Below are 24,542 nucleotides of genomic sequence, written 5' to 3'. Positions count from 1 at the left end.
GGGCTGCTGGCGAGGTGAACCATGAATCAGCAAACGCAAGCGGACATTCCCGCCGGATCAGGCTGGCGCGGCATGGTGGCAGACTGGTCCGGCGACAAGGTGGCGTTCCACGTGCCGTGGGGCAAGGCGATGATGTGGATCTTCCTGCTCAGCGACACCTTCATCTTCGGCACCTTCCTGACCGGCTACATGTCGGTGCGCATCGCCGCCACGGCCGCCTGGCCCAATCCGGGCCAAGTGTTCGAGTTGACCATCGGCCACACCACCTTCCCGCTGCTGCTGATCGCCATCATGACGTTCATCCTCATCAGCAGCAGCGGCACAATGGCCATGGCCGTCAACTACGCCTACCGGCGCGACCGGGTGCGCTGCGCGGCCCTGATGCTGCTGACGGCCGGGTTCGGCGCCACCTTCGTCGGCATGCAGGCCTTCGAATGGACGGAACTGATCATGAAGGGCGTGCGGCCGTGGGGCAATCCCATGGGCGCGGCGCAGTTCGGCGCGTGCTTCTTCATGATCACGGGATTCCACGGCCTGCATGTGTCGGCCGGCGTCGTCTACCTGTGCACCATCGCCCGCCGCGTCTGGCGCGGCCGCTATGAACGCGGCGGCAACTACGACGTGGTGGAGATCGCCGGCCTGTATTGGCACTTCGTCGATCTGGTGTGGGTGTTCATTTTCGCGTTGTTTTACCTGTGGTAGGAGCATCATGGATAAAACCGATAGCCAGCAGCATCCGATCGGCCTGTATCTGAAGGTGTGGTTGCTGCTGTTCGTGCTCAGCACGTTTTCCTACCTGGTCGACGTGTTCCGCTTTACCGGCTATGTGCGGTGGACGCTGATCGTGGCGCTGATGATCGCGAAGGCCGGCCTGATCGTGGCAGTCTTCATGCACATGCGCTGGGAACGGCTGGCGCTGATCGGCGCCATCCTGCTGCCGCCGCTGTGCCTGCTTGTGCTCAGCGGCATGATGGTGGTGGAGTCGGACTACACTTTGCTGACGCGACTGGCCAACTTCCGCTAGGCCGCTAGCGCTTGAGCCAGCGCGCGAACGGCTGCAGGTCGCGTCCCGGCGGCACGAACCAGGCGCGCCGCGTCAGGTCGTATTCGGCGCCCAGTGCCTTGACCTGTTCCTTCTCGTGGAAGGTGGCGGTCAGGTAATGGCGGGTGGGGACGGCGGCCGGCGGCGCCTCGTTGCGTAGCAGGGCCGCGTCGGCGGCGGCCGCGCTGCTGGCCAGCTTCATCTGCGCGATGAACGGGCTGCGCCGCGCCGGCTCCTCCGGCGACAGCAGGGTCAGGCGCGATTTGGCGCGCGTGGCGGCCACATAGAACAGGTTTTCCTCCTCGCCGCGTTCGCACAGCGGCTGGGGGAACTCGCCCGTCTCCAGCAACGGCAGGATAACGTGGGCAAATTCCTTGCCCTTGGCGTTGGCCACGCATTCGATCAGCACGAAGTCGCGCTCGCGCTTGCGGCTGGCGAACGCCTCGCCGGCGTTCAGCGCGCGCCAGAACTCACCCAGCGTCTGGCCCGACTGGGCGGCCGCGTCCACGAACCCGGCCACCGAGCGGGCCACCACGCTGGCATCGTACGGCCGCACGAAGATGCGTTTGGCGGCCGTCTCCAGCGCCATGCGCTCGCACACCGTGCGCAGCACGTCGGCCGCGCCGGCATCGGGCCCCACACCGTTCAGGTAGGCGACCGTGTCGGTGACCAGGCGCTGGGCCGAACCCTGCTGGTCGCGGTCGATGTAGGCGCTGAAGAAGTCGCCCAGGATCTGCGGGTCCTTGCCGATCGCGTACTTGGCCTGTTCCATTTTCTGGGGCGACAGCTCGACCTCGGCGAAGACGGCCAGCGCCTCGACGATGGCGGTGCGCACTTCATAGGACTTGACGGCGGCCAGGTCCTTGAGCGCGATCGCGATCATGCCGCGCAGGAACAGGATCTCGTCACGCTGCAGATAGCCGGCCATGTCCGGCGTGCGGTAGCCGATGCTGGCCTGCATCAGCGCGTTCTCGATGGCGATCGACTGGTGGCGGTCGCGGATCAGCACGGCGCATCCATCGAGCGGCAGGCCATCGCGCTTCCATTGCGCGACGGCGGCCACCACCCTGGCGGCGCAATCGGCGGCGCCGGCGCTGTAGTGGGCCTGGCGGATCTCCGTGTGCAGCGGCAGGCGCGAATCGACCGGCTTGTGCTTGAATTCGGCCATGGCGTAGGCCAGGTGCGGGCCGTGCCGGTAGCTGTAGGTGAGCGGATAGCGCACCAGTTGCGGATACGCCTCCTTGAAGCGGCGGTTCAGGAAGCTGTCGCTGGCGCCCAGTTTGGCGTGGATGACCTGGTCCTTGTCGCCGGCGCCCACGAAGAAACATTGCGGCTGCGCGATCAGCGCGTTGAGGATGCGGAACGCGGCCTCGTTCAGGTCGTGGAGCTCGTCGCACACCACCACGCGGTAGGCGGGCAGGTCCTCCGCCGCCGCGCCGCCGGCGCCCAGCGCGCACGCGAGGTCGTAGGTGGCGTCGAACGGGCCGCGGAACTGGGCGCCTTCGCCGCTGCCCAGGCGCAGCCGCTCGTATTCGGTCGTGATCAGGTAGTCCGTGACGGTCACGTCGAGCAATTCGGCCGCTTCCTCCACGCCCAGGAACTCCACGTCGGCCTCCAGCGCCATGGTCGCCTTCAGGGTGAGCTGGACGTCGAGGAACTGGCTGAGCGCGATATTGTGCGTGCGCAGGTCGAGGCCGTCGATGCTGCCCGCGTACCGCTCGCCGACGCGCTCGATCGCTTCCAGCGCGTATTTCCGCAGTTGCCGCGGCTGGGGCCAGGACTTGACGTCGTCGAAGTCGCTGCGCGCCAGCAACTGCCCGGCGAAATCCTCGAAGGTCATGACGGCGATGCGGCTGGCCGTCGCGTGGGGGATGCCGACCTCGCGCAGGCGCTGGCGCATCACGTCGCGCGCCTCGGGCGTGAAGGTGAGCGCCAGGATCTGCTCGGGCGCCAGCTTGCGCGCCAGCGCCTCGCCGATGCGGATGGCCAGGGTCGTCGTTTTGGCGGCGCCGGCGTTGGCGTCGATCAGGACCACCTTGTTCTGGGCCAGCTGGATCGCGGTCTGTTCCGGCGTGGGGAGCAAGCCTTGCGGGGTGAAGCGGGGAGCGTTGGTGTCGTTCATCGCCCGCATTATAGCCGCCGCGCGCCCGTTCCCCGGCGCGTGCGGATGGCGCGGACTGGCTTTTCAACAAGATTATTCTTGCGGCATGATAAATGGCAAAGCAACATTATCGTAATAATATGTTATACTTTCGCCAAGTAGCGATTTGTCACTATTATATTCCGGCATGTTGCCACTGTTACAGAATTCATTTCCACGTAGAACCTATGAAGACATCGACTTTCACCCACATCGCCGCAGCGGGTTTGCTGATGGCAGGATTGTTCGGTGCCGGGGCCGCGTCGGCCGCCGCCACCACACTGGACCTGAGCGGTGGCTACGCCACCTTCGGCCACAATTATTCCGCGTCCACCGCCGGCTTCATGGATGAATACCTGTTCAACATCGATGCGGGCACGCTGGCTTACCTGGCCGGCACCTACACCGAAGGCAACAGCAACATTGGTGGTCATGTGCAGACCAACGCGGCCATCCGGAATATCAGCTGGTTCAAGATCAACGACGACCAGACCCGCACCGGCCTGGGCGGCAACTTCGGCAGCGGCAGCTTTGGCCTGTCCGCGCCGTTGACGGCCGGCCATTATGGTTTCGATGTGATGGGCGGCACCCTGTTGGCCAACCGTGGCGGCAACTACTCGGGCACGTTGAGCGTGGACGTGTCGCCCGTGCCGGAACCCGACTCCTTCGCCATGGTGGCCTTGGGCGTGGGCCTGATCTGCTTCCGGCGCCGCCCCAGCGTCAACCCCAAGCTGGGCTGAGCGCACCCGCTTCCCCGCAGGCTGGCCGTGTGGCCAGCTTTTTTTTCGCCGTCAGGCGGCCAGCATGTCGGCCGGCAATGGGGCGAGGCGGGCGGTGGCGCCCTCGATGAACTGGGCGCTGAACAGGCGGATATTGGCCTCCGTGCCCGGACTGTCGATCTGGGCGGCGAGCAGGTCGGCGGCGGCGGCGGCCATTTGCTGCATCGGCTGGCGCAACGTGGTCAGGTTGTAGCTGAGCCAGTTCGACGGTTCCACCGCGTCGAAGCCGGCCACCGAGAGCTGGCCCGGTACATCGATGCCCAGTTCGTGGCGCGCGCAGTCCAGGCAACCGATGGCCATCACGTCGCTGGCGCAGATCACGGCGTCGGGCACCCGGCCCAGCTGGCCGATGATGTTGCGCAGGCCCGTGCCGCCGCTCGCGTAATCATATTGCCCCGTCACCACAAGCGGTGCGGGCAGGCCCAGCTCCGTCAGCCGCTGGCACGCGCCGCGCCTGCGTTCCTGGGAAATCACGGAGTCGGTCGGCCCCTCGATGATGGCGAACTGCCGGTGGCCGGCGGCGGCCAGGCGCGACACGAGCGTGCGGGCGGCATCGACCTGGTCGCAGGCGACGGTGGGCGCCACCTGGCCCGGCGTGCGGCGGTTGAGCAGCACCAGCGGCACCCCCCGGCGGCGAAACTCCATCAGCTGCGCATCGCTCAAGCTGGCGACGGCAATGGCGCCGTCCACCTGGTATTGCCACACGTCGGCCAGCGCGTGGCCGACGTCCGTCTCCTGGGCCAGCGAAAACAACAGCAGCCGTTTGCCGTGCCGGGCGATCTGCTGGCTGAGGGCCGACAGCACTTCCGGATAGTGGAGGTTGGAGGTGTTGCTGATCAACACGGCCACCATGTTGCTGCGCCGGGTGATCAGGCTGCGCGCGGCGGCGTTGGGGATGTATTCGAGGGTGGCGGCCGCCTTCATGACGCGCGCATACGTGGCCTTGGAGACGCTGGCGCCGGGCTTGAAGCAACGCGACACGGCCGACTGCGACACCCCGGCCAGCAGCGCCACGTCGTAGGACGTGACCCGTCGCGCCGGCGCGTGTGGCGTGCCGGACGGCGGAATGGTGTCGGTGGGGGCGGGCGCGGTGGTCTTTGCCATAGTCTCGTTATGGTCGGCCGGGCAGCGCGGCAGACGCGTGAACCCGGACCGGCGGCCTGTAGGGCCAAATATTTCTCTTAAGCATAACTTAAACCATTACCGCATGGCAATGGGCTGGAGCCCCGTTGAGATCAAGTGGCGCCGCATTGCGGGGGGGCGCCCGGCGCGCGCGGCGGCCTTCGATCGTCGGCGACACCCGGCGTGGCGCAAAGAATCCGACCGGCGCCGCCAGTTCTGATAGAATGACGCCCCTTTATTATCGGGAAGGGTCGACATGGCCATTGCTTGCGGTGTCGATTTTGGCACGTCAAATTCCACTGTGGGCTGGGTACGGCCCGGCCACCCCGTCATGCTGGGGCTGGAGGATGGCAAGGAGACGCTGCCGTCCGTGGTCTTTTTCAACGCCGAGGACGAGGATGTGAGTTTCGGCCGCGCCGCGCTGAGCCAGTACCTGGCCGGTTACGAGGGCCGCCTGATGCGTTCGCTCAAGAGCCTGCTCGGCACCAGCCTGATCGACGGCCAGACGGAGGTGGGCGGGCGCGCCTTGCCGTTCCGCATGCTGCTGGCCCAGTTCATCGGCGAGCTCAAACGGCGCGCCGAGCTGGCGGCCGGGCGCGAATTCACGTCGGCCGTGTTCGGGCGCCCCGTGTTCTTCATCGACGACAGCGCCGCCAACGACCAGCAGGCGCAGGATACGCTGGCCGAGGTGGCCCGTTCCGTCGGCTTCAAGGACATTTCCTTCCAGTTCGAGCCGATCGCCGCCGCGTTCGATTATGAATCCCAGATCGACCGCGAGGAGCTGGTGCTGATCGCCGACATCGGCGGCGGCACGTCCGACTTCTCGCTGGTGCGCCTGTCGCCGGAACGGGCCGCGCGCGCCGAGCGGCGCGACGACATCCTGGCCAACGGCGGCGTCCACATCGGCGGCACCGACTTCGACAAATACCTGAGCCTGTCGTCCGTGATGCCGCTGCTCGGCTATGGCAGCCGCCTGCGCAACAACAGCGAAGTGCCATCGAGCTACTACTTCAACCTGGCCACCTGGCACACGATCAACCAGGCCTACACCAAGAAGATGTGGCTGCAGCTGGCCGACCTGTGCCGCGACGCGGCCGAGCCGGACAAGCTGGGCCGGCTGCAAAAGCTGATCGACCACCGGGCCGGCCACTGGCTGGCCATGCGCGTGGAGGAGGGCAAGATCGCCCTGTCCGACGCGGCCAGCGTGGCGCTGGAACTGGACCGGCTGTCGCCGGCCGCCACCTTGCAACTGGAGCGCCAGCAGTTCGACGCCGCCATCGACCATCTGGTCGGTTCCGTCGAGCGCACCGTGCTCAAGCTGCTGGGCGACGCGGGCGTGGCGCCCGACGCCGTGGACACGGTATTCTTCACCGGCGGCTCCAGCGGCGTGCGCCTGCTGCGCGAGCGCATCGCGGCCTTGCTGCCGGCTGCCCGCAAGGTGGAGGGCGACCGCTTCGGCAGTATCGGCGCCGGCCTGGCGCTGGACGCCGTGCGCAAGTTTGGCTGAATTTCTTACCTGGGGAACGCGATGCAAGTGTTTGACAAACCGATCGTCATGATCGACTTTGAAACGACGGGCCTGTCGCCCGACATGGGCGACCGCATCACGGAAGTGGCGGCCTTGCGCATCGCGGGCGGGCGCGTGGTTGAGCGCTATGTCTCGCTGATCAACTGCAACGTGCGCATCCCGTCGTTCATCACGGGCCTGACCGGCATCACCCAGGCCATGGTCGACAACGCGCCGCCGGTGGCGCAGGTGGTCCCCGAACTGCTCGATTTCATCGGCGGCGACACCTTGTCGGCCCATAACGCCAGCTTCGACGAGAAATTCCTGCGGGCCGAAAGCGCGCGGCTGGGCCTCGCGCCGGCCCATACGGGCCTGGTCTGTTCGCTCAAGCTGTCGCGCCGCGTGTTCCCGCAACTGGCCAGCTACAAGCTCGGCAATCTGTCCGAACAATTGGGCATCCGCTTCAGGAGCGCCGCCCACCGGGCCGAGTCCGACGCGGAAGTGGCGGCGGAAGTGCTGCTGCACATCGGGCGGCACCTGGAACGCAGTTATGGCCTGAGCCCCGTCGATCCGGCGCTGCTGGTGTCGGTCAACAAGCTGGCCGCCGCGAAGGTGCACGCCTTCCTGCAGAAACAAGCGCCGGCCGCGTGACCGGCCATCCGATACAAAAAAACGCGCAATACTCGGGCTGATCGCATTACAATACGGCCATCGTTTCCCGTCAGTTGATTATTTGTGAACGTACGCCGCACCTTTGCTTTTGTGATGCTGTCGCTTCTGCTGGTTCTGTCCCAGCAGATGGGGATCGCGCACGCGCTGTCGCACTGGTCCGGCAATGGCAATGGCGGCGCCCGGGTATCCTCCGTCGGCAAGGGCGAACGGCAAGTCCGTGCCGGCAAGTCGCTGGCGCTGGACCAGAGTTGCGAGCAGTGCCTGGCGTTCGCCCAGATCGGCTCCGCCCTCGACACCGCCTTCCACTCCTTCCCCGCCACGCGCACCAACGCCACGGCCGTCGCTGGCGGCGTTGAAACATCGTTCCGGCCGCGCACCGTCTGCGTCTTCCATTCCCGCGCACCACCCGTCCTGGCCTGATTGAAGCCCATCGTCCCGTCGCCTCGGCCCCGTGCCGCAGGCGGCGGCACGCACTATTTCATTCGGAAAAGGACCATCATGCTGAAACGCAGTGTTATGGCGCTCGCCGTGAGCGCCGCCGTGGTTGCGCCCGCCGCGCACGCCGCCGACAAGTCGGAAAAGAAAGAACTGGCGGCGATCCGCGCCCAGATCGCCCAGATGCAAAAGGATTACGAAGCCCGCCTGCAATCGTTGGAACAGCGGCTGCAACAAGCCCAGGCCGCCAATGCGGCGGCCCAGGCCCAGTTGACGACGCTGGCGGCCACGCCAACGGGTAAGCCGTCCGGCCCGGAGGTGGCCCAGCAGACAGCGGCGCCAACATCCGAGCCGGCAGCGACCACGGCGCCGGCCGCGCCCGTCGGTGGCGCCGCGCCGCCGGCCAACCTGTTCAATCCCAATATTTCCATGATCCTCGGCGGCACTTTGCAGAACCTGTCGCAGGATCCCGCGCAATACCGTTTGCAAGGCTTCATTCCCAGCGGTGGCGAAGTGGGACCGGGCAAGCGCGGCTTCAGCCTCGGCGAATCGGAACTGACGATGGCCGCCAACATCGACCCGCAATTCGCCGGCCAACTGACGTTCTCGCTGGCCGGCGACAATACGCTGAGCGTGGAAGAAGCGTTCATGCAGACGCGCGACCTGCCCAACGGGATGAACCTGAAGGCAGGGCGTTTCCTGTCCTCGATCGGCTACCTGAACAATCAGCACGCCCACACATGGGACTTCGTGGACGCGCCACTGGCCTACCAGGCGTTCCTCGGCGGCCAGTACAAACCGGACGGCGTGCAAGCCAAATGGCTGGCGCCGCTCGACCAATTCCTGGAATTCGGCGTGGAATTGGGCGACGGCGCCGCCTATCCGGGCAATGACCGCAACAAGAACGGCGCCGGCGCCTGGAGCGTGTTCGCGCACCTGGGCGACGACATCGGCGACTCGGGCAGCTACCGGGCCGGGGTGTCCTACCTGCACACGGGCGCGCAGCAGCGCGGCTACGAGGACGGCGGCCTGAACTACGCGTTCAGCGGCAAATCGGCCACCTGGATCGCCGATGCCATCTATAAATGGGCGCCCAATGGCAACCCCACCCGCACCAACTTCAAGCTGCTCGGCGAATACTTCCGCCGCAAGGAAGATGGCAGCCTCGGCTACGCGGCAGGGACGGCCGACGCGGCCGGCGGCGACTACAGCAGCGTGCAATCGGGCTGGTATGCGCAGGGCGTCTACCAGTTCATGCCGTACTGGCGCGTGGGCGCCCGTTACGACCGCCTGTCGTCGGGCACGCCGCGCATCGGCCTGGTCGACAGCGGCGCGCTGGCGCTGGCCAGTTTCCCCGTGCTGGAAGGCTACAACCCCTCGCGCAGCAGCGTGATGGTCGATTACAGCCCGTCCGAGTTCTCGCGCCTGCGGCTGCAACTGGCGCGCGACCGCTCGCGCCCCGGCGTCACCGACAACCAGATTTTCCTGCAATACATCATGAGCCTGGGCACGCACGCGGCCCACGCTTTCTAAGGAGTAGCCATGCTGAAACAACGTCAATTCCTGCTGCGGGCCGCCTTCGCGTGCGCCAGCGTCCTGTTCTGCCTGCCGTCCCATGCCACCGTCAACGTGCTCGCGTGCGAGCCGGAATGGGAAGCGCTGACCACCGAACTGGGCGGCGACAAGGTCAAGGTGTCCAGCGCCACCAACGCGCTGCAGGATCCGCACCGCATCGAGGCGCGGCCCAGCCTGATCGCCCGCACCCGCAACGCGAATTTGCTCGTCTGCACCGGGCTGGAATTGGAGGTGGGCTGGCTGCCCGTGCTGATCCAGCAGTCCGGCAACGGCAAGATCGTGACCGGCCAGCCCGGCAACTTCGAGGCAGGCGCCTATGTGCCACGGCTGGATGTGCCGGGCAAGGTCGACCGTAGCGAAGGCGATGTGCACGCGGCCGGCAATCCGCACATCCAGCAGAATCCGCACAATATCGCGCTGGTGGCCGTGGCGCTGTCCAAGCGGCTGGCCGATCTCGATCCGGCCAACGCCGCCTACTACCAGGCCCGCCAGAAGGATTTCGCCACCCGCTGGGACGCGGCCATGCAGAAATGGGAGAAGCAGGCGGCGCCGCTGAAAGGCGTGGCCGTGGTGGAGCACCACAAGAACATGGAATATCTGATGAGCTGGCTCGGCCTGCGCCAGGTCGGCACGCTGGAGCCGAAGCCGGGCGTGGAGCCGAGCGCGGCCCATTTGTCCGGCTTGCTGAACCAGTTGCAGCGTCAGCCGGCCCGCATGGTGCTGCGCGCCGCCTACCAGGATGGGCGCGCTTCGCAATGGCTGTCCGAGCATGCGAAGATTCCCGCCGTCGTCCTGCCGTTCACGGTGGGCGGCGACGACCGCGCCAAGGATTTGTTCGGCCTGTTCGACTCCACCGTGCAACGTTTGCTGGAAGCGAATAAATGACGGCCGCTTCGTTTGACCTGATGATCATCCTGCCGGCGCTGCTGGCGGGCCTGCTGGTGCTGGTCACCCACATTCCGCTGGGCGCCCAGGTGCTCAAACGCGGTATCGTCTTCATCGACCTGGCCATCGCGCAGATCGCCGCGCTGGGCGTGATCATCGCCGGGGTGGCCGATCTCGATCCGCAGGGCTGGGCCGTGCAGGCGGCGGCCGCGCTGGCGGCCGTGCTGGGCGCCATGCTGCTGACGTGGACCGAAAAGCGCTGGCCGGAAGTGCAGGAGGCGCAGATCGGGGTGATGTTCATCCTGGCGGCCACGGCGGGCTTGCTGCTGGTGGCGCACAACCCGCATGGCGGCGAGCATCTGCAGGACTTGCTGGCCGGTCAGATCTTGTGGGTGCGCTACGACCAGTTGCTGGTGCCGGCCATCGGCACGGTCGTCATCTCCGCGCTGCTGTTCCTGTTCCAGAACCGGCTCAGCCGGCTGGGCTTCTACCTGATCTTCGCGCTGGCCGTGACGGCCTCCGTGCAACTGGTGGGCGTCTATCTCGTCTTCACCAGCCTGATCGTGCCGGGCCTCGCCGTGCGCCACTACGCGGGCAGGAAACGGCTGGTGCTGGCCTACCTGATCGGCGCGGCCGGCTATGCGAGCGGCTTGGTGCTGTCGACCCTATTCGATCTGCCGTCCGGCGCGCTGATCGTCTGGTGCCTGGCGGTATTGGCCATGCTCGTGTACGCCGCCGGGCCTAAGCGCCAGGGTGGCCACGGTGGGGCGCGCGGCCACCACATCTGAGCGGCCGCCGCACTGCCAGGATGGTCCGGCCAGCCCCGTTCGGTGGCGGCCGGTCCATCTTCTCGTCAAATAAATTTCCCCTGGAACAGCAAACGATAACAATTTGCCATGACGTTTGAGCTGGCTCAAGGCCAGCCGCATATGTCGATTTACAATTTAGGCAACATTGTTACGCTTTGCCGGTGCGCGTTCCCTGAGCGCGGCCGACGGCGGCAATCCAGATTGGTCAGCTGGAGGCGTCGTATGAAGAACCAGAACTCAGCCAAGGACAGCTACGACAGCTACGTCTGGTTTCGCGACGCGGCCGAGCAGGGCAATCCCTACGGTCAATTCAACCTGGCGCTGATGTACAAGACGGGCCAGGGCGTGCCGCACGACGACGAGCGCGCGTTCCATTGGATGCTGCTGGCGGCCCAGCAGAAGCTGGCGTTCGCGCAAAACCACCTGGGCGCCATGTACTACAACGGCCGGGGCGTGGCGGCCAGCGACCTGGAGGCGGCGCGCTGGTTCCGGCGCGCGGCCAGGCAGGGCGACGCCTCGGCCCAGCAAAACCTGGGCATGATGTACAAGCGCGGACGCGGCGTGCCGCGCAGCGACGAGATGGCGCTGGCCTGGTTCTGCCGCGCGTCCGAGCAAGGGGTGGCCAGCGCCCAGACCTTGCTGGGCGAGGCCTATGCCCAGGGGCTGGGCACGCGGCGTAATTACGCGCTGGCGCTGGCCTGGTTCCGCAAGGCGGCCGTGCAAGGCGACGCGTCGGCCCAGCTCAGTCTGGGACTGATGTACAAGCGCGGCCAGGGGGTGACGCCGAGCGACGCCCAGGCGCTGGCGTGGTTCCGCCAGGCCGCGTCGCAGGGCGATGCGGTGGCGCAGCGCCAGGTGGGCGTGGCCTATGCGCAGGGGCGCGGCGTGGCGCAGGACGCCACGCGCGCCTATGCCTGGCTGTCGCGCGCCGCCGAACAGGACGATGCGGACGCCCAGTTCAACCTCGGCATCATGCTGGCGACGGGCCGGGGCGTGGATCAGGACGAGGCCCGCGCCTGTTCCTGGTACGAGCGTGCGGCCGACGCCGGCCATGCGCTGGCGCAGTACAACCTGGGCGGCATGTACGCGCACGGACGCGGCGTGGAACGCGACCAGGCGCGCGCGCTCGCGTGGTATCAGCGGGCGGCGGAGCAGGGCACGGCCAATGCCCAGTTCAACGTCGGCGTGATCTACGCCCACGGCCACGGCGTCCCCAAGGACGAGGAGAAGGCCGTGGTCTGGTATCGCACGGCGGCCGAGCAGGGCGACGCCAGCGCCCAGAACAACCTCGGCGTGATGTACGCGAACGGCCACGGCGTGGCCCAGGACGACGTGCAGGCGGTGCTGTGGTACCGCAAGGCGGCCGACCAGGGCCATCCGCTGGCCCAGTACAACCTCGGCGGCATGTACAACGGCGGACGCGGCGTGCCGCGCGACGTGGTGCGGGCCCACATGTGGGTGTCGCTGTCGGCCGAACATGGCGACGAGACGGCGCACAACCAGCGCAAACTGATCGCCCGCGCCATGTCGCCGGCCGAGCTGGCGTCGTCCCACGAACTGCGGCGCCGCTGGCGGGCCGAGCACGGCGCATGATAGTGGACGACCCGGACAGCGCGGCGCCACATGCGGTTCGCGTGGCTGGCGCACCCGGTTCGCTCGGCTGGAGAACCCGGGCCGCGCGGCTGGCGCTGCCGGACCCGCCGGTTGCTCAGGCTTGCCGTTGCCGGCGGTCGAGGAACAGGCTGTTGCCGTGGATTTTCTTGGCCTGCTTCTTGGCTTCGGCCGCCGCCGTGGCGATCTGGTGGTGCGAGTAGTACTGGTGCGGTTCGACTTTGATGGCGCCCAGCGACAGGCTCATCAGCGAATAGAACACCTTTTTGCCCTGGCGGTCTTCGCTCAGGTAGCCGCCCCGGTCCCAGTCCTCCAGGCTGTAATAGTCGCGCGCGCCCAGTTCGAACTGGGCCAGCATGGCCTGGCAGCGCGCCTCCCAGTCCTCGCTCTGGAACAGGATCATGAAATCGTCGCCGCCGATGTGGCCGACGAAGTCGCGGTCGGGATCGCAATGGTCGGTCAGGATCTTGCCCGTGCGCTGGATCACGTCGTCGCCGCGCCGGTAGCCGTACACGTCGTTGAACGGTTTGAAGTGGTCGAGGTCGCAGTAGCAGACCCAGAACCGCGTGCCGCTCGCCAGCAGGCGGTCGATATGCTCGTTGATCGGCACGTTGCCCGGCAGCTGGGTGAGCGGGTTGGCGTAGCGCGCCGCCGTGATCTGCATCTGCGTGATCTCGCGCATCAGGTCGTGGCCCGTGCCCATGCCCAGGTACTTGCCGTGCTCGGTGATGATGAAGCCGTTGAACAGGTGGTGGGCGTCGGCCTGCACCATGGTGAAACTCAGGTCTTGCAGGCTGGTGTCCTTGTCGGCGATCAGCGGTTTGCTGTCCATGAAGATGCGGCACGACTTCTTGCCGTACAGCTCACGCTGGTAGGGGCGGGCGAAATGGTCGATCATGTCGAAGCGGCTGATCAGGCCCAGCGGCTGGCCATCCTCGACCACGGGAATGATCAGCAACTTCGGTTCGCGCATGAAGATTTCATACACGTCGTTGTTGCTCATGGACGGCGCCACGGCCGCCACCTTGTGCAACAGCTTGAGGATGCTGGCGCCGTTCTTCTCGTTGCCGCGCTGCGGGTAGACGGCCACGCCGTTGCGCGCCAGCGCCTTGGCCACTTCGGCCGGCACGGCCTTGGCCGGCTGGCTGTGCGGCCGTCCCAGGTGGTAGCCCTGGCCGAACGCCACGCCGAGGTCGCGCAGCACCAGCAGTTCCGCCTGCGTCTCTATGCCTTCGGCGATCACCAGCGTGTCGGACTTGTCGGCGATCTCCTGGATCGAGCGGACAAACTGCAGCTTGACGGGATCGTTGTTGATGCCCTGGATAAAGTGCATGTCGATCTTGACGTACTCGGGCCGCAATTCCGACCATAGCCGCAAGCTGGAGAAACCTTCGCCCAGGTCGTCGATGGCGATCTGGAAGCCCATGTTGCGGTAGTGCAGCACGGCCTCGCGCATCAGTTCGTAATCGTAGGTGGGCTGGTTCTCCGTCAGTTCGATGATGACGCGGCTCGGGTCGATGCCGGCGCGCTGGATGTATTCCAGCGTCTCGCCGTGCGGCGCGTCGCGCTGCAACAGACATTCCGGGCTGACGTTGAGGAACAGCTTGCCCGGCAGGTTCAGTTCCGCGAAGCGTTCGAGCACGATCTTGCGGCACAGGTGCTCGACCTGCACGGTCAGGTTGTTGGCGCGCGCCACCTTGAACAAGTTCATCGGCGCGTGCAGCGGGCTGTCGGACGGGCCCCGGATCAAGCCTTCGTAGGCGATGATCTCGCCCGTCTGCATCTTGACGATGGGTTGGAACAGGGCGCTCAGCTGGCGTTGCGTGATGATGTCGTGCAGGTGACGGCGCAGCATTTCATCCTCATCGTTCGCGTCCGTCGTCGGCGGCGCCGGTGGTTTCAGGTAAGTGACGGTGGCGGAAGGTGGTGCGGGACGGGTGCCGGGGAGCGCCAGGGGTAGGGGATTCACGATGCTTGCCATGGACGGGAGATTGCCGAACATGCTAACCGGCAAATGTGACAGGGGTGTGAAATGCAGGAAACATCCTGTGCAGCGTTTGTTGCCCGTTGGAAGCGGTTTTTTGCGGAAATCGCTAGGGGGAACTTTTTCGCTGGCGCTACAATGGCAGTTCCGTGTACTCATCAGGCCGCCCGATGTCCGTGAAACTTGCCCTGTCATCCGCCATGCTGGCGTTCTCGTGTGCCGGCCACGCCGCCGCCCTGACGGTGCAGGTGCAGGACGCCGGCGGCGCCGCCCTGGCCGACACCGTCGTCTACGCCGAGCCCGAGGGCGGGGCGCCGAAACCCATGGCCGCCGGGGAAATCGCCCAGAAAGGCCTGAAGTTCATCCCGCTGGTGACCGTGGTACAAACCGGCAGCAAGATTTTTTTCCCGAACCGCGACAAGGTTAGGCACCACATCTATTCGTACTCGCCGGCCCACAAGTTCGACCAGAAGTTGTATTCGGGCGAGGCGGCGCCACCGCAACTGTTCGACAAGGCCGGCACGGTCGTGCTTGGATGCAATATCCATGACAAGATGCTGGCCTTCGTGAAAGTGGTCGACACGCCGTACTTCGCCAAGTCCGACGCCAGCGGCACGGTGCGCCTGGACCTGCCCGCCGGCAAGTACACGGTCAAGGCCTGGCATTACAACACGGCCGGTGGCCTGACCCCGGAGCAGGCGGTCCAGATCAAGGCCGGGGACACCCCGGCGCCGCTCGAATTCAAGCTGACCATGAAGCCGGGTGTGATCGATCCCGACGCGGCCAGCCGCCCCTATCCCTGACCGGAGCCCGCATCATGCACTTCCGCAGCCTGGAAAGCCGTATCGTCACCCTGTTCCTGGCGCTGATCGTGGCCGTGCAGGTGATCGGCCTGCTGGTGATCCAGCGCGGCATCGACAGCAACGCCCGCCAGTCCATCAGCAGTGAACTGAACAACGGCGCCAAGGTGTTCCGCCGCCTGCTCGACCAGAACGCGCAAAGCCTGCGCTTCGGCGCCCGGCTGCTGGCGCGCGACACGGCGTTCGTGGCGGCCATCGGCGACAACGACGAGGGCGACCGGGCCACCATCGAATCGGCGCTGGTCAACAGCGGGCGCCGCATCAAGGCCACCATGACCATGCTGGTGAGCGCCGAGCGCCGCGTCAGCGTGTCGACCAACAACGCGCAGGCGGCGGCGCTGGAGCCGCTGGTGCAGCACATGCTCGACGCGGCCGAGCAGGGCGACGGCGCGAACGGCATCGCCATCGTGGAGCGGCGGCCGTACCAGATCGTCGTCATGCCGGTCAAAGCGCCGATCACCATCGGCTGGATCGTAATGACCTTCCCGATCGACCGCCAGCTGGCGACCGACATGCGCGAAGTATCGTCGCTGCACACGACCATCCTCACCCACGACCCTAAAAACGGCTGGCTGGCCGTCGGCTCCACCTTCCTGGCGCCGTCGGTGACGGCGGCCGTCGAGCAGCTGCAGGCCCTGCCCAAGGTGCCGACCGGCCCGTTCGACCTCACGGTGGAGGCCAGCAAGTACAGCGCCCGCCTGCTGCTGATCGGCCAGGATGGCCAGCAAAGCGCCAGCGTGATGCTGGCCCGGTCCATGGACGAGGCCACCGAAGACTATCAACGGCTCGAGCGCTGGCTGATCGGGCTGACACTGGCCGGCATCGCCGTCTCCGCGATCGCCAGCGTGTTGACGGCCAAGCGCATCGCCCAGCCGCTGAGCGAACTGGCCGTGACGGCCAAGCGGCTGGAGCAGGGCGATTACCAGGGCCGGATCGACACCACGCGCCAGGACGAGATCGGCGCGCTGGCGCACGCGTTCAACAGCATGCGCGACGGGATCGCGCGCCGCGAACAGGAGATCTCCCGGCTGGCGTACCGCGACACGCTGACCAACCTGCCCAACCGCGCCCAGTTCCTGCGCCTGCTGAACGAAGCGCTGGTCGAAGCGCGCAAACAGGGCGGTTGCGTGTTCGTGCTGATGATGGACCTGGACCGCTTCAAGCACGTCAACGACGTGATGGGCCAGAGCTTCGGCGACGCGTTGCTGCGCCAGGTGGCCGACCGCTTGCAGAAACTGCTGGCCGGGCAGCGCCACGTGTCGCCGCAGGTGGCGCGGCTGGGCGGCGACGAATTCGCCGTGCTGCTGCCGGAGGCGACGCTGGAGCAGGCCAGCAACCTGGCGGCGGACATCGCCAAGGCGCTGGAGACGCCGCTGTCGCTGGACGAGCAGATGGTCGACATCGGCGCCGGCATCGGCATCGCCGGCTATCCGGCCCACGGCGAAGACGCGGAAGCGCTGCTCAGCATGGCCGAGGTGGCGATGTACGCGGCCAAGCAGCGCAACGATGGCGCCGTGGTCTACGACAGCGCGATCGACAAGGGCAGCGAACAAAGCCTGTCGTTGCTGACGGAGCTGCGCACGGCGCTGGAGCGCGACGAGTTCCGCCTGTTCGTGCAACCGAAGATCCATTTCGACACGGGCAAGGTGGTGGGCGCGGAGGCGCTGGTGCGCTGGGTCCATCCGGAGCGCGGCAACGTGTTCCCGGACGAGTTCATCCCGTTCGCCGAGCAGACCGGCTTTATCCGCAAGCTCACGCGCTGGGTGCTGGAGCAGTCGGCCGCGCTGTGCCAGAGCCTGGACGCCGCCGGCATCCAGCTGAAGGTGTCGGTCAACCTGTCCACGCGCGACCTGATGGACCAGAATTTGCCGACCAAATTCCGCGACATGCTGGAGCGCCGCCGCCTGTCGGCCTCCTCGTTCTGCTTGGAGATCACGGAGAGCGCCATCATGGACGACCCTGTGCGCGCCGAGCAAACGCTGGCGCGCCTGCACGCGATGGGCGTGGAACTGTCGATCGACGACTTCGGCACCGGCTACTCGTCGCTGGCCTACCTGAAACGCCTGCCGGTCAACGAGCTGAAGATCGACAAATCGTTCGTGCTGAACATGGAGAGCGACGCCGGCGACGTGATGATCGTCCGTTCCACCATCCAGTTGGGGCACAACCTCGGATTGCGCGTGGTGGCCGAGGGCGTGGAGAGCGAGGCCGTGTGGCACCAGCTCAAGAGCATGAACTGCGACCAGGGGCAGGGCTACTACATGAGCCGCCCCATTCCGGCCGACCAGCTGCTGCTGTGGATGCAGCAATGGCGCGCGCCCGAAGCCGTGCACCCGCCCGCGCCGGCCGCCGCCAGCCTCACGCTGGCCAAATAAAACACGACTTGCCAAGTCTTCTAACGTTTCAAATTTGCATCGAAGCACGCTATCATCGGCGGGCGCGCGGGCCACGGAGCCCGCGCCGCCACGTTCAACGACGATACGGAACCCCACATGCAAATACGACGCGCGTCCCTGATTTTCTCCCTGATCGCCAGCCTGGGCAGCAGCGCGATGGCGCAGGACTGCCCCGCCAACGGCCACGGACTGCAATACCCGCTCACCCGCACGGTGGACCAGCAGGACAACTACCACGGCACCACCGTCGCCGATCCCTATCGCTGGCTGGAGGATGCCAACAGCGCCGATACCCACGCCTGGGTGGAGGCGCAGAACCGTCTCACGCAAAGCTATCTGGCACAGATCCCCGCGCGCGACGCGATCCGCCAGCGTCTGACGAAGCTGTGGAATTTCGAACGCTTTTCCGTGCCGTTCAAGGAGGGCGGCCGGTACTTCTACAGCCGCAACGACGGCCTGCAGAACCAATCGGTGCTCTACACGATGAAGACGCTGGCCGACACGCCGCGCCTGCTGCTGGACCCGAACACGCTGGCCGCCGACGGCACCGTGGCGCTGGCCGGCCTGGCCGTGAGCCCGGACGGTAAATACCTTGCCTACAGCACGGCCGCCTCGGGCTCGGACTGGAACGAGATCCGCGTGCGCGACATCGACACCGGCAAGGACACGGCCGACCATATCCAGTGGGTCAAGTTCTCGAACACGGCGTGGCTGCGCGACGGCTCCGGCTTTTTCTACAGCCGCTACGACGCGCCCAACGAAGCGACCAAGCTGGCCGACGTCAACTACTTCCAGAAGCTGTACTTCCACAAACTCGGCACGCCGCAAAGCAGCGACACGCTGGTCTATGAGCGCCCCGACCACAAGGACTGGGGCTTCAGCGGCGACGTGACCAACGATGGCCGCTACCTGATCATCACCGCCTCGCAGGGCACGGAGCGTAAGAACCGCCTGTACTACAAGGACTTGAGCGCCAAGGACGGCAAAGTTGTGCCGCTGCTGGAAGACTTCGATGCGGCCTACAACTTCATCGACAACGACGGCCCCGTGTTCTGGTTCCGCACCGACCTGAAAGCACCGCGCGCACGCATCATCACCATCGACACGCGCAAGTCGCAGCCGGCCAACTGGAAGGAGATCGTGCCGGAGAGCGCGCGCACGCTGGTCGCGGCCAACATCGTCAACCAGCAGTTGGTGGTCGATTACCTGAGCGACGCGCACAGCCAGGTCACCGTGTATGACCTGAACGGCAAGCGCCTGCATGACGTGGAATTGCCCGGCATCGGTTCCGTCGCCGGCTTCGGCGGCAAGCGCGGCGACAGCGAGACGTTCTATTCCTACACCAGCTTCACCACGCCATCGACCATCTACCGCTATGACCTCAAGAGCGGCAAGAGCAGCGTGTATCGCCAGCCCAAGGTCGACTTCGACCCATCGGCCTACGAAACGCGCCAGCAGTTCTACACCAGCCGCGACGGCACCCGCGTGCCGATGTTCATCGTGTCGAAGAAGGGCATGAAGCTCGACGGCAGCAACCCGACCTACCTGTACGGCTACGGCGGCTTCAACATTTCGCTCACGCCATCGTTCTCGGTGGCCAACCTGGCGTGGGTGGAAATGGGCGGCGTGTACGTGATGGCCAACCTGCGCGGCGGCGGCGAGTACGGCGAGGAATGGCATGCGGCCGGCACCAAGCTGCGCAAGCAGAACGTGTTCGACGACTTCATCGGCGCGGCGGAATGGCTGGTGCAGAACAAGGTCACGTCGCCATCCCGGCTGGCCATCGGCGGCGGCAGCAACGGCGGCCTGCTGGTGGGCGCCACCATGACGCAACGCCCCGACCTGTTCGCCGCCGCCATCCCGCAAGTGGGCGTGCTGGACATGCTGCGCTTCCACAAATTCACCATCGGCTGGGCCTGGACCTCCGACTACGGCTCGTCCGACAACGCGGACGAATTCAACGCGCTGGTCAAATACTCGCCGCTGCACAATCTGAAGAAGGGCGTGTGCTACCCGGCCACCATGATCACCACGGCCGACCATGACGACCGCGTGGTGCCGGCCCACAGCTTCAAGTTCGCCGCCACGGCGCAGGCCGACCAGGGCGGCGCCGCGCCCATCCTGATCCGCATCGACACCAAGGCCGGCCACGGCGCAGGCAAGCCCACGGCCAAGCAGATCGACGAAGTGACGGACCGCTGGGGCTTCCTGACCCGCGCGCTGAAGATGGACATGCCAACGCAAGTGGCCGGCAAATAGGGAAGGGCGCTGACGCCCGTGCACCGGCAAGTCGCATGTCTGACGAACAAGGCCGCCGGTGCACCAATTTGACTCGTTCACGGACGTGTTGCGCGGCCGCCTGGCGATCCGCACAACCTGGTTTTTGCGCCAATTCCGTACGCGCCGCACAAAGTTGGTGCCACCCCGTTCGCCACCTCCCATTGCGGCGCCTCCTTTTGGTGCGTTAAGTTACTGCTCAAGCAACTTGTTTTACACATCTTAATAAAATCAATTACTTACAAAACTGCACCAAAATGGTACGGTTATTGCTTAACAGAATACATCTGCAATTTTTGATGCATTCTTTTGGGGAGTAGTTTGATGGGTGGATACAAAGAAGGCGCCGACGCACTGTTTATCTTGCTCGGCGCAATCATGATTCTGGCGATGCATGCCGGCTTCGCATTCCTGGAGTTGGGCACGGTCAGAAAGAAGAACCAGGTCAACGCGCTGGTCAAGATCCTGGTCGATTTTGCGATCTCGACCATCGCCTATTTCTTCGTCGGCTACAGCATCGCCTACGGCATCAACTTCTTCGCCGCCGCCGACGTGCTGGCTGCCAAGAATGGCTATGAACTGGTCAAGTTCTTCTTCCTGCTCACGTTCGCCGCCGCCATTCCCGCCATCATCTCGGGCGGCATCGCGGAGCGCGCGCGCTTCCATCCCCAACTGATCGCCACCGCCTTGCTGGTCGGCCTGGTCTATCCGTTCTTCGAAGGCATGGTCTGGAACCACCGCTTCGGCCTGCAGGAGTGGCTGGTGCAGGCGTTCGGCGCCGAGTTCCACGACTTCGCCGGTTCCGTCGTGGTGCACGCGGTGGGTGGCTGGGTCGCGCTGCCGGCCGTGCTGCTGCTGGGCGCGCGCCGCGGCCGCTACCACAAGAACGGCGCCATCGCCTCGCACCCGCCATCGTCGATTCCCTTCCTCGCGCTGGGCGCGTGGATTCTGACGGTGGGCTGGTTCGGCTTCAACGTGATGAGCGCGCAGGCGCTGGACAAGATGAACGGCCTGGTCGCCGTCAACTCGCTGATGGCCATGGTGGGCGGCACGCTGGTGGCGCTGCTGATGGGCAAAAACGACCCCGGTTTCGTGTACAACGGCCCGCTGGCCGGCTTGGTGGCCGTGTGCGCCGGTTCGGACCTGATGCATCCGATGGGTGCGCTGGTGACGGGCGCCATCGCCGGCGCCATCTTCGTGACCATGTTCACGCTGGCGCAGAACAAATGGAAGATCGACGACGTGCTGGGCGTGTGGCCGCTGCACGGCCTGTGCGGCGCCTTTGGCGGCGTGGCGGCCGGCATCTTCGGCCAGAAGGCGCTCGGCGGTGTGGGTGGCGTGTCGTTCGGCGCGCAATGCGTGGGCACGGGCCTCGGCGTGGCGATCGCGCTGACCGGCGGCGCCGTCATCTACGGCGTGTTGAAGGCCACCTTGGGTCTGCGCTTGGATCCGGAGGAAGAATTCCAGGGCGCCGACCTGTCCATCCACCGCATCTCGTCCACGCCGGAGCGTGAATCGAACTGGTAATGCAATCGCCGCCGCGCATCGGGCAAAGCTGGTGCCCGATGCGCGGCGGTGCTGGCATTAGATTTTCGGCATCTTCCGAAAACCGACGCTGAATCGGTTCCAGCCATTGATGGCGATGATCGCCAGCGTCAGGTCGGCCATCTCCTTCGCATTGAAGTGCGTCGCCAGCTGGTCGTAATCGGCGTCGGGCGCACGTGTGTCGGCGACGCGTGTCAGCGCCTCGGTCCACGCCAGCGCCGCGCGTTCGCGCTCGGTGAAGAATGGCGCTTCCTTCCAGACCGACACTGCGTACAGGCGGCGTTCCGATTCGCCGGCCTTGCGCGCATCGGCGGTATGCATGTCGACGCAGAATGCGCAGCCATTGATTTGCGATGCGCGCAATTTGATCAGTTCGAGCAACGCTGGCTCGATACCGAGTCCGTTCACGGCTTTTTCCAGATTGAGCATGGCCTGCAGCGCCTCTTTTGAGGCGGTGTAGAAGTCGATGCGTTCCTTCATTTCATTCTCCTGTGAGGTATGGGTGCCGGCGATCCGTTGCGATCCGCCGTGAGCTCATTTTGGGCGCGATATCGCGCTTTGCCGTACCATCTTTCCGATAGACTCGTTCGAAGGAGTTGCACATGTTGTCGGTTGAAGAACTGGAATTGCTGGAAGCCATCCATGCGAGCGGCAGCCTGTCGCGCGCTGCGGCCCGGCTCGGCAAGGCGCCGTCGACCGTGTCGCACGCCGCGCGGCAACTCGAAGAACGATTCGACGCCTTGCTGTTCGACCGTCGCCGCTACCGCTTGCAGTTGACCCCGGCAGGTTTGCTGCTGGCGCAGGAAGCCAAGCGGCTGATCGACGACGTGTCGCGGCTGACGCAACGCGTGCGCCAGATCGCCAGCGGCTGGGAAGACCGTCTGTGGATCGTGACCGATGAGATTTTCGAGTTCGAGACGCTGCTGCCGGTGATCGCTTCATTCGACGCGCTCGGTTCCGGCGTCAGTCTGCGGGTCACCCATGAAGTGCTTGGCGGGACGTGGGAAGCGTTGCGCGACGGCCGCGCCGATATCATTGTCGGAGCCACCGGCGAACCGCCCGCGATCCCCAACCTGCGCTGGTTCGAGCTGGGCAACATGGAATGGGTGTTCGCCGTCTCACCCAGACATCCGCTGGCATCGGTCGACGAGCCGTTGACCAGGGACGCCATTGCCAGGCATCGCGCGATTGCCGTCGCCGACTCGTCGCGTGGTCCCAGTGCGCGGGCATATGGTGTCGTCGGCGGGCAGGCCGCGCTCGCCGTGCCGTCCATGCATGCCAAGATATTGGCCCAGCGCAACGGCATCGGCGTGGGATGGCTCCCGCGCCATCGTGCGGCCGCGCTGCTCCAGCGGGGCGAACTGGTGGAAAAGCAGACTGCCGACCCGCGTGAACCCAACAATCTGTATGTCGCATGGCGCGGCGACCAGGAAGGTCGCGGCCTGACATGGTGGCTAGACCAGTTGCGGCAACCGCGTCTGGCCGACCGGCTGGTGCGCGGGATTGATGTCTTCGAATGAGTCGCCCGGGATAAGGCAGGCAACCAACATGTGCGATTCCGTCGAACGAGTTCGTCGGAAACATGGCACGGCAAATACGCTTCGAACCTTCAACATGGCGTTACGGTCATTCACCGGATACCCAATGGAGAAAGTCATGAAACGTTTTGAAGGAAAGTCCGTACTCGTCACCGGCGGCAACAGCGGCATCGGCTTCGCGGCAGCCAAGGCATTCGCCGCTGAAGGTGCGCGCGTCGTCATCACCGGCCGCGACGAAACGACGTTGGCGAAGGCGCAAGCCGAACTTGGCGCGGTGGCCATACGCAACGATGCGGGCACCGTGGCATCGGCCAAGGCACTGGCCGATGCGCTGACGGAGCGGGGCATCAAGCTCGACGCGGTATTCATCAACGCCGGGGTCGCGAAGTTCGCAGGCCTCGCGGATGCGGAAGAGGCGCTGTGGGACGAGATCTTCGACATCAACGTCAAGGGTGTCTTTTTCCAGCTTCAGGCCTTGTTGCCCGTGCTGAATCCGGGGGCATCGATCGTCCTGAACGGCTCGATCAACGCGCACATCGGCATGCCCGGAACGTCGATTTACGGCGCCAGCAAGGCCGCGCTGATCTCATTCGCGAAGACCCTGTCGGCCGAGCTCGTTCCACGCGGTGTGCGCGTCAACGTCGTCAGCCCGGGGCCGGTCACGACACCGATCTACGGCAAGCTGGGGCTGGATGCGCAGACGCTCGAAGCGACGGCTGCTCAGTTGCAAACCCAGATTCCGCTCGGTCGCTTCGGCACTCCGCATGAGATCGCCTCGACGGTGCTGCATCTGGCAGCGCCCGAATCGGCCTTCATCGTCGGCACTGAGATCATCGTTGACGGCGGCATGAGCCAGCTTTGATCGTTCCGGCCGTCGCGTGCTGCGGTACAGTTGCGGACGCGACGGCGGAGCGTTCTGGAAGCTGCGGAAACGCTTTCAGGGCGTAGACATAATGATCCTAGCCGGAATCATTGACTTAACGCTGGATCATCACCAGCAAGGCACTGGCTTCCGTCCGGCCCACGTTGCCAATCGCAGAAGGTACATCCTCCGCATAGCGCACCTTATCCCCAGTTTCATCTTCTTTTTGCGGTTCCCGTTTCCACTTCCACTAAACCATGCAGCAACGGCAGGTGTCTGCTCGCGTTGGATTGTGCGGCTGCGATAGGCGCTCACCACCTACCGTCCAGTCATTGACCGCAAACGCCCCGAAGCCGCCATTCGAGGGCTCTAAATTTATGCGGAGGCCATAGAAATTCTTAATTTGTCCACAAGCTGATTAAATGGGGCTCTATGCCGTTTCGTGTGGAATTTGACGTCAGGCGACATGCCGTGTAACGCCGAAATCGCGTGGCACGGCAGCG

The 24,542-nt window shown here is 65.5% G+C and carries 20 protein-coding genes; 16 read left to right on the top strand and 4 right to left on the bottom strand.

Features of this window, described 5'->3' with window-relative positions; translation table 11 throughout:
- Positions 1 to 21 precede the first annotated feature (21 nt).
- Positions 22 to 702: a heme-copper oxidase subunit III family protein gene (locus tag AC1RQG_RS14710; protein ID WP_493132586.1), complete on the top strand. Its 681-nt coding sequence runs from the start codon at positions 22 to 24 to the stop codon at positions 700 to 702.
- Positions 703 to 709: 7 nt separating this feature from the next.
- Positions 710 to 1,024, top strand: coding sequence for a cytochrome C oxidase subunit IV family protein (locus AC1RQG_RS14705; RefSeq protein ID WP_493132584.1), 315 nt, complete (start codon positions 710 to 712; stop codon positions 1,022 to 1,024).
- Between the two features lie 4 nt (positions 1,025 to 1,028).
- On the opposite strand, the gene AC1RQG_RS14700 is transcribed toward AC1RQG_RS14705, so the two are convergent.
- A complete protein-coding gene (locus AC1RQG_RS14700) occupies positions 1,029 to 3,164 on the bottom strand; it encodes an ATP-dependent helicase (RefSeq protein WP_493132582.1) in 2,136 nt (711 codons plus the stop codon).
- A gap of 206 nt (positions 3,165 to 3,370) precedes the next feature.
- On the opposite strand from AC1RQG_RS14700, the gene AC1RQG_RS14695 reads away from it, so the two are divergent.
- On the top strand, positions 3,371 to 3,922 hold the full coding sequence (locus AC1RQG_RS14695; RefSeq protein WP_493132580.1) for an FxDxF family PEP-CTERM protein: 552 nt from the start codon (positions 3,371 to 3,373) through the stop codon (positions 3,920 to 3,922).
- 51 nt (positions 3,923 to 3,973) lie between these two features.
- On the opposite strand, the gene AC1RQG_RS14690 is transcribed toward AC1RQG_RS14695, so the two are convergent.
- The gene (locus AC1RQG_RS14690) at positions 3,974 to 5,065 is read right to left on the bottom strand and encodes a LacI family DNA-binding transcriptional regulator (RefSeq protein ID WP_493132578.1); all 1,092 of its coding nucleotides are present in this window, start codon (positions 5,063 to 5,065) and stop codon (positions 3,974 to 3,976) included.
- A 274-nt stretch (positions 5,066 to 5,339) separates the two neighbouring features.
- Here AC1RQG_RS14690 and AC1RQG_RS14685 point away from each other — a divergent pair, with 274 nt between their 5' ends.
- The 7 genes from AC1RQG_RS14685 (at position 5,340) to AC1RQG_RS14655 (ending at position 12,559) form a co-directional block, all read left to right on the top strand.
- On the top strand, positions 5,340 to 6,590 hold the full coding sequence (locus AC1RQG_RS14685) for an Hsp70 family protein (RefSeq protein ID WP_493132576.1): 1,251 nt from the start codon (positions 5,340 to 5,342) through the stop codon (positions 6,588 to 6,590).
- Between the two features lie 21 nt (positions 6,591 to 6,611).
- On the top strand, positions 6,612 to 7,241 hold the full coding sequence (locus AC1RQG_RS14680; RefSeq protein ID WP_493132574.1) for a 3'-5' exonuclease: 630 nt from the start codon (positions 6,612 to 6,614) through the stop codon (positions 7,239 to 7,241).
- An 84-nt stretch (positions 7,242 to 7,325) separates the two neighbouring features.
- Positions 7,326 to 7,682, top strand: a complete 357-nt coding sequence (locus AC1RQG_RS14675; RefSeq protein WP_493132572.1) for a hypothetical protein — start codon at positions 7,326 to 7,328, stop codon at positions 7,680 to 7,682.
- Between the two features lie 78 nt (positions 7,683 to 7,760).
- Positions 7,761 to 9,230, top strand: a complete 1,470-nt coding sequence (locus AC1RQG_RS14670) for a hypothetical protein (protein WP_493132570.1) — start codon at positions 7,761 to 7,763, stop codon at positions 9,228 to 9,230.
- A 9-nt stretch (positions 9,231 to 9,239) separates the two neighbouring features.
- The gene (locus AC1RQG_RS14665; protein ID WP_493132568.1) at positions 9,240 to 10,157 is read left to right on the top strand and encodes a metal ABC transporter substrate-binding protein; all 918 of its coding nucleotides are present in this window, start codon (positions 9,240 to 9,242) and stop codon (positions 10,155 to 10,157) included.
- Complete coding sequence (locus tag AC1RQG_RS14660; RefSeq protein ID WP_493132566.1) at positions 10,154 to 10,945, top strand: metal ABC transporter permease; 792 nt, start codon at positions 10,154 to 10,156, stop codon at positions 10,943 to 10,945. Before AC1RQG_RS14665 ends, AC1RQG_RS14660 begins: the two co-directional genes overlap by 4 nt.
- A gap of 243 nt (positions 10,946 to 11,188) precedes the next feature.
- Positions 11,189 to 12,559 (top strand): tetratricopeptide repeat protein, encoded by a 1,371-nt coding sequence (locus AC1RQG_RS14655; RefSeq protein ID WP_493132564.1) that lies wholly within the window; start codon positions 11,189 to 11,191, stop codon positions 12,557 to 12,559.
- A 115-nt stretch (positions 12,560 to 12,674) separates the two neighbouring features.
- Here AC1RQG_RS14655 and AC1RQG_RS14650 read toward each other — a convergent pair whose 3' ends face one another.
- The gene (locus AC1RQG_RS14650; RefSeq protein ID WP_493132966.1) at positions 12,675 to 14,432 is read right to left on the bottom strand and encodes a GGDEF domain-containing protein; all 1,758 of its coding nucleotides are present in this window, start codon (positions 14,430 to 14,432) and stop codon (positions 12,675 to 12,677) included.
- Between the two features lie 299 nt (positions 14,433 to 14,731).
- On the opposite strand from AC1RQG_RS14650, the gene AC1RQG_RS14645 reads away from it, so the two are divergent.
- The 4 genes from AC1RQG_RS14645 to AC1RQG_RS14630 all read left to right on the top strand — a co-directional run bounded on the left by AC1RQG_RS14645 (position 14,732) and on the right by AC1RQG_RS14630 (position 21,621).
- On the top strand, positions 14,732 to 15,364 hold the full coding sequence (locus AC1RQG_RS14645) for a methylamine utilization protein (RefSeq protein ID WP_493132562.1): 633 nt from the start codon (positions 14,732 to 14,734) through the stop codon (positions 15,362 to 15,364).
- A gap of 14 nt (positions 15,365 to 15,378) precedes the next feature.
- Positions 15,379 to 17,796: a putative bifunctional diguanylate cyclase/phosphodiesterase gene (locus tag AC1RQG_RS14640; RefSeq protein WP_493132561.1), complete on the top strand. Its 2,418-nt coding sequence runs from the start codon at positions 15,379 to 15,381 to the stop codon at positions 17,794 to 17,796.
- A gap of 117 nt (positions 17,797 to 17,913) precedes the next feature.
- Positions 17,914 to 20,076 carry a prolyl oligopeptidase family serine peptidase gene (locus AC1RQG_RS14635; protein ID WP_493132559.1) on the top strand — a complete coding sequence of 721 codons (2,163 nt, stop codon included), beginning with the start codon at positions 17,914 to 17,916 and terminating at the stop codon, positions 20,074 to 20,076.
- 342 nt (positions 20,077 to 20,418) lie between these two features.
- The gene (locus AC1RQG_RS14630; protein ID WP_493132557.1) at positions 20,419 to 21,621 is read left to right on the top strand and encodes an ammonium transporter; all 1,203 of its coding nucleotides are present in this window, start codon (positions 20,419 to 20,421) and stop codon (positions 21,619 to 21,621) included.
- 57 nt (positions 21,622 to 21,678) lie between these two features.
- On the opposite strand, the gene AC1RQG_RS14625 is transcribed toward AC1RQG_RS14630, so the two are convergent.
- The gene (locus AC1RQG_RS14625) at positions 21,679 to 22,119 is read right to left on the bottom strand and encodes a carboxymuconolactone decarboxylase family protein (RefSeq protein ID WP_493132555.1); all 441 of its coding nucleotides are present in this window, start codon (positions 22,117 to 22,119) and stop codon (positions 21,679 to 21,681) included.
- A 122-nt stretch (positions 22,120 to 22,241) separates the two neighbouring features.
- Between AC1RQG_RS14625 and AC1RQG_RS14620 the strand changes: the two genes are divergently transcribed.
- Together AC1RQG_RS14620 and AC1RQG_RS14615 are read left to right on the top strand one after the other, a co-directional pair.
- The gene (locus AC1RQG_RS14620) at positions 22,242 to 23,159 is read left to right on the top strand and encodes a LysR family transcriptional regulator (protein ID WP_493132553.1); all 918 of its coding nucleotides are present in this window, start codon (positions 22,242 to 22,244) and stop codon (positions 23,157 to 23,159) included.
- 136 nt (positions 23,160 to 23,295) lie between these two features.
- Entirely contained in the window at positions 23,296 to 24,039 is a 744-nt protein-coding gene (locus AC1RQG_RS14615; protein ID WP_493132551.1) for an SDR family oxidoreductase, read from the top strand.
- Positions 24,040 to 24,542: the final 503 nt, after the last annotated feature.

This window comes from Rugamonas sp. GW822-FHT03B10 (assembly GCF_058801745.1).
This window is presented reverse-complemented; position numbering and strand designations above follow the sequence as displayed.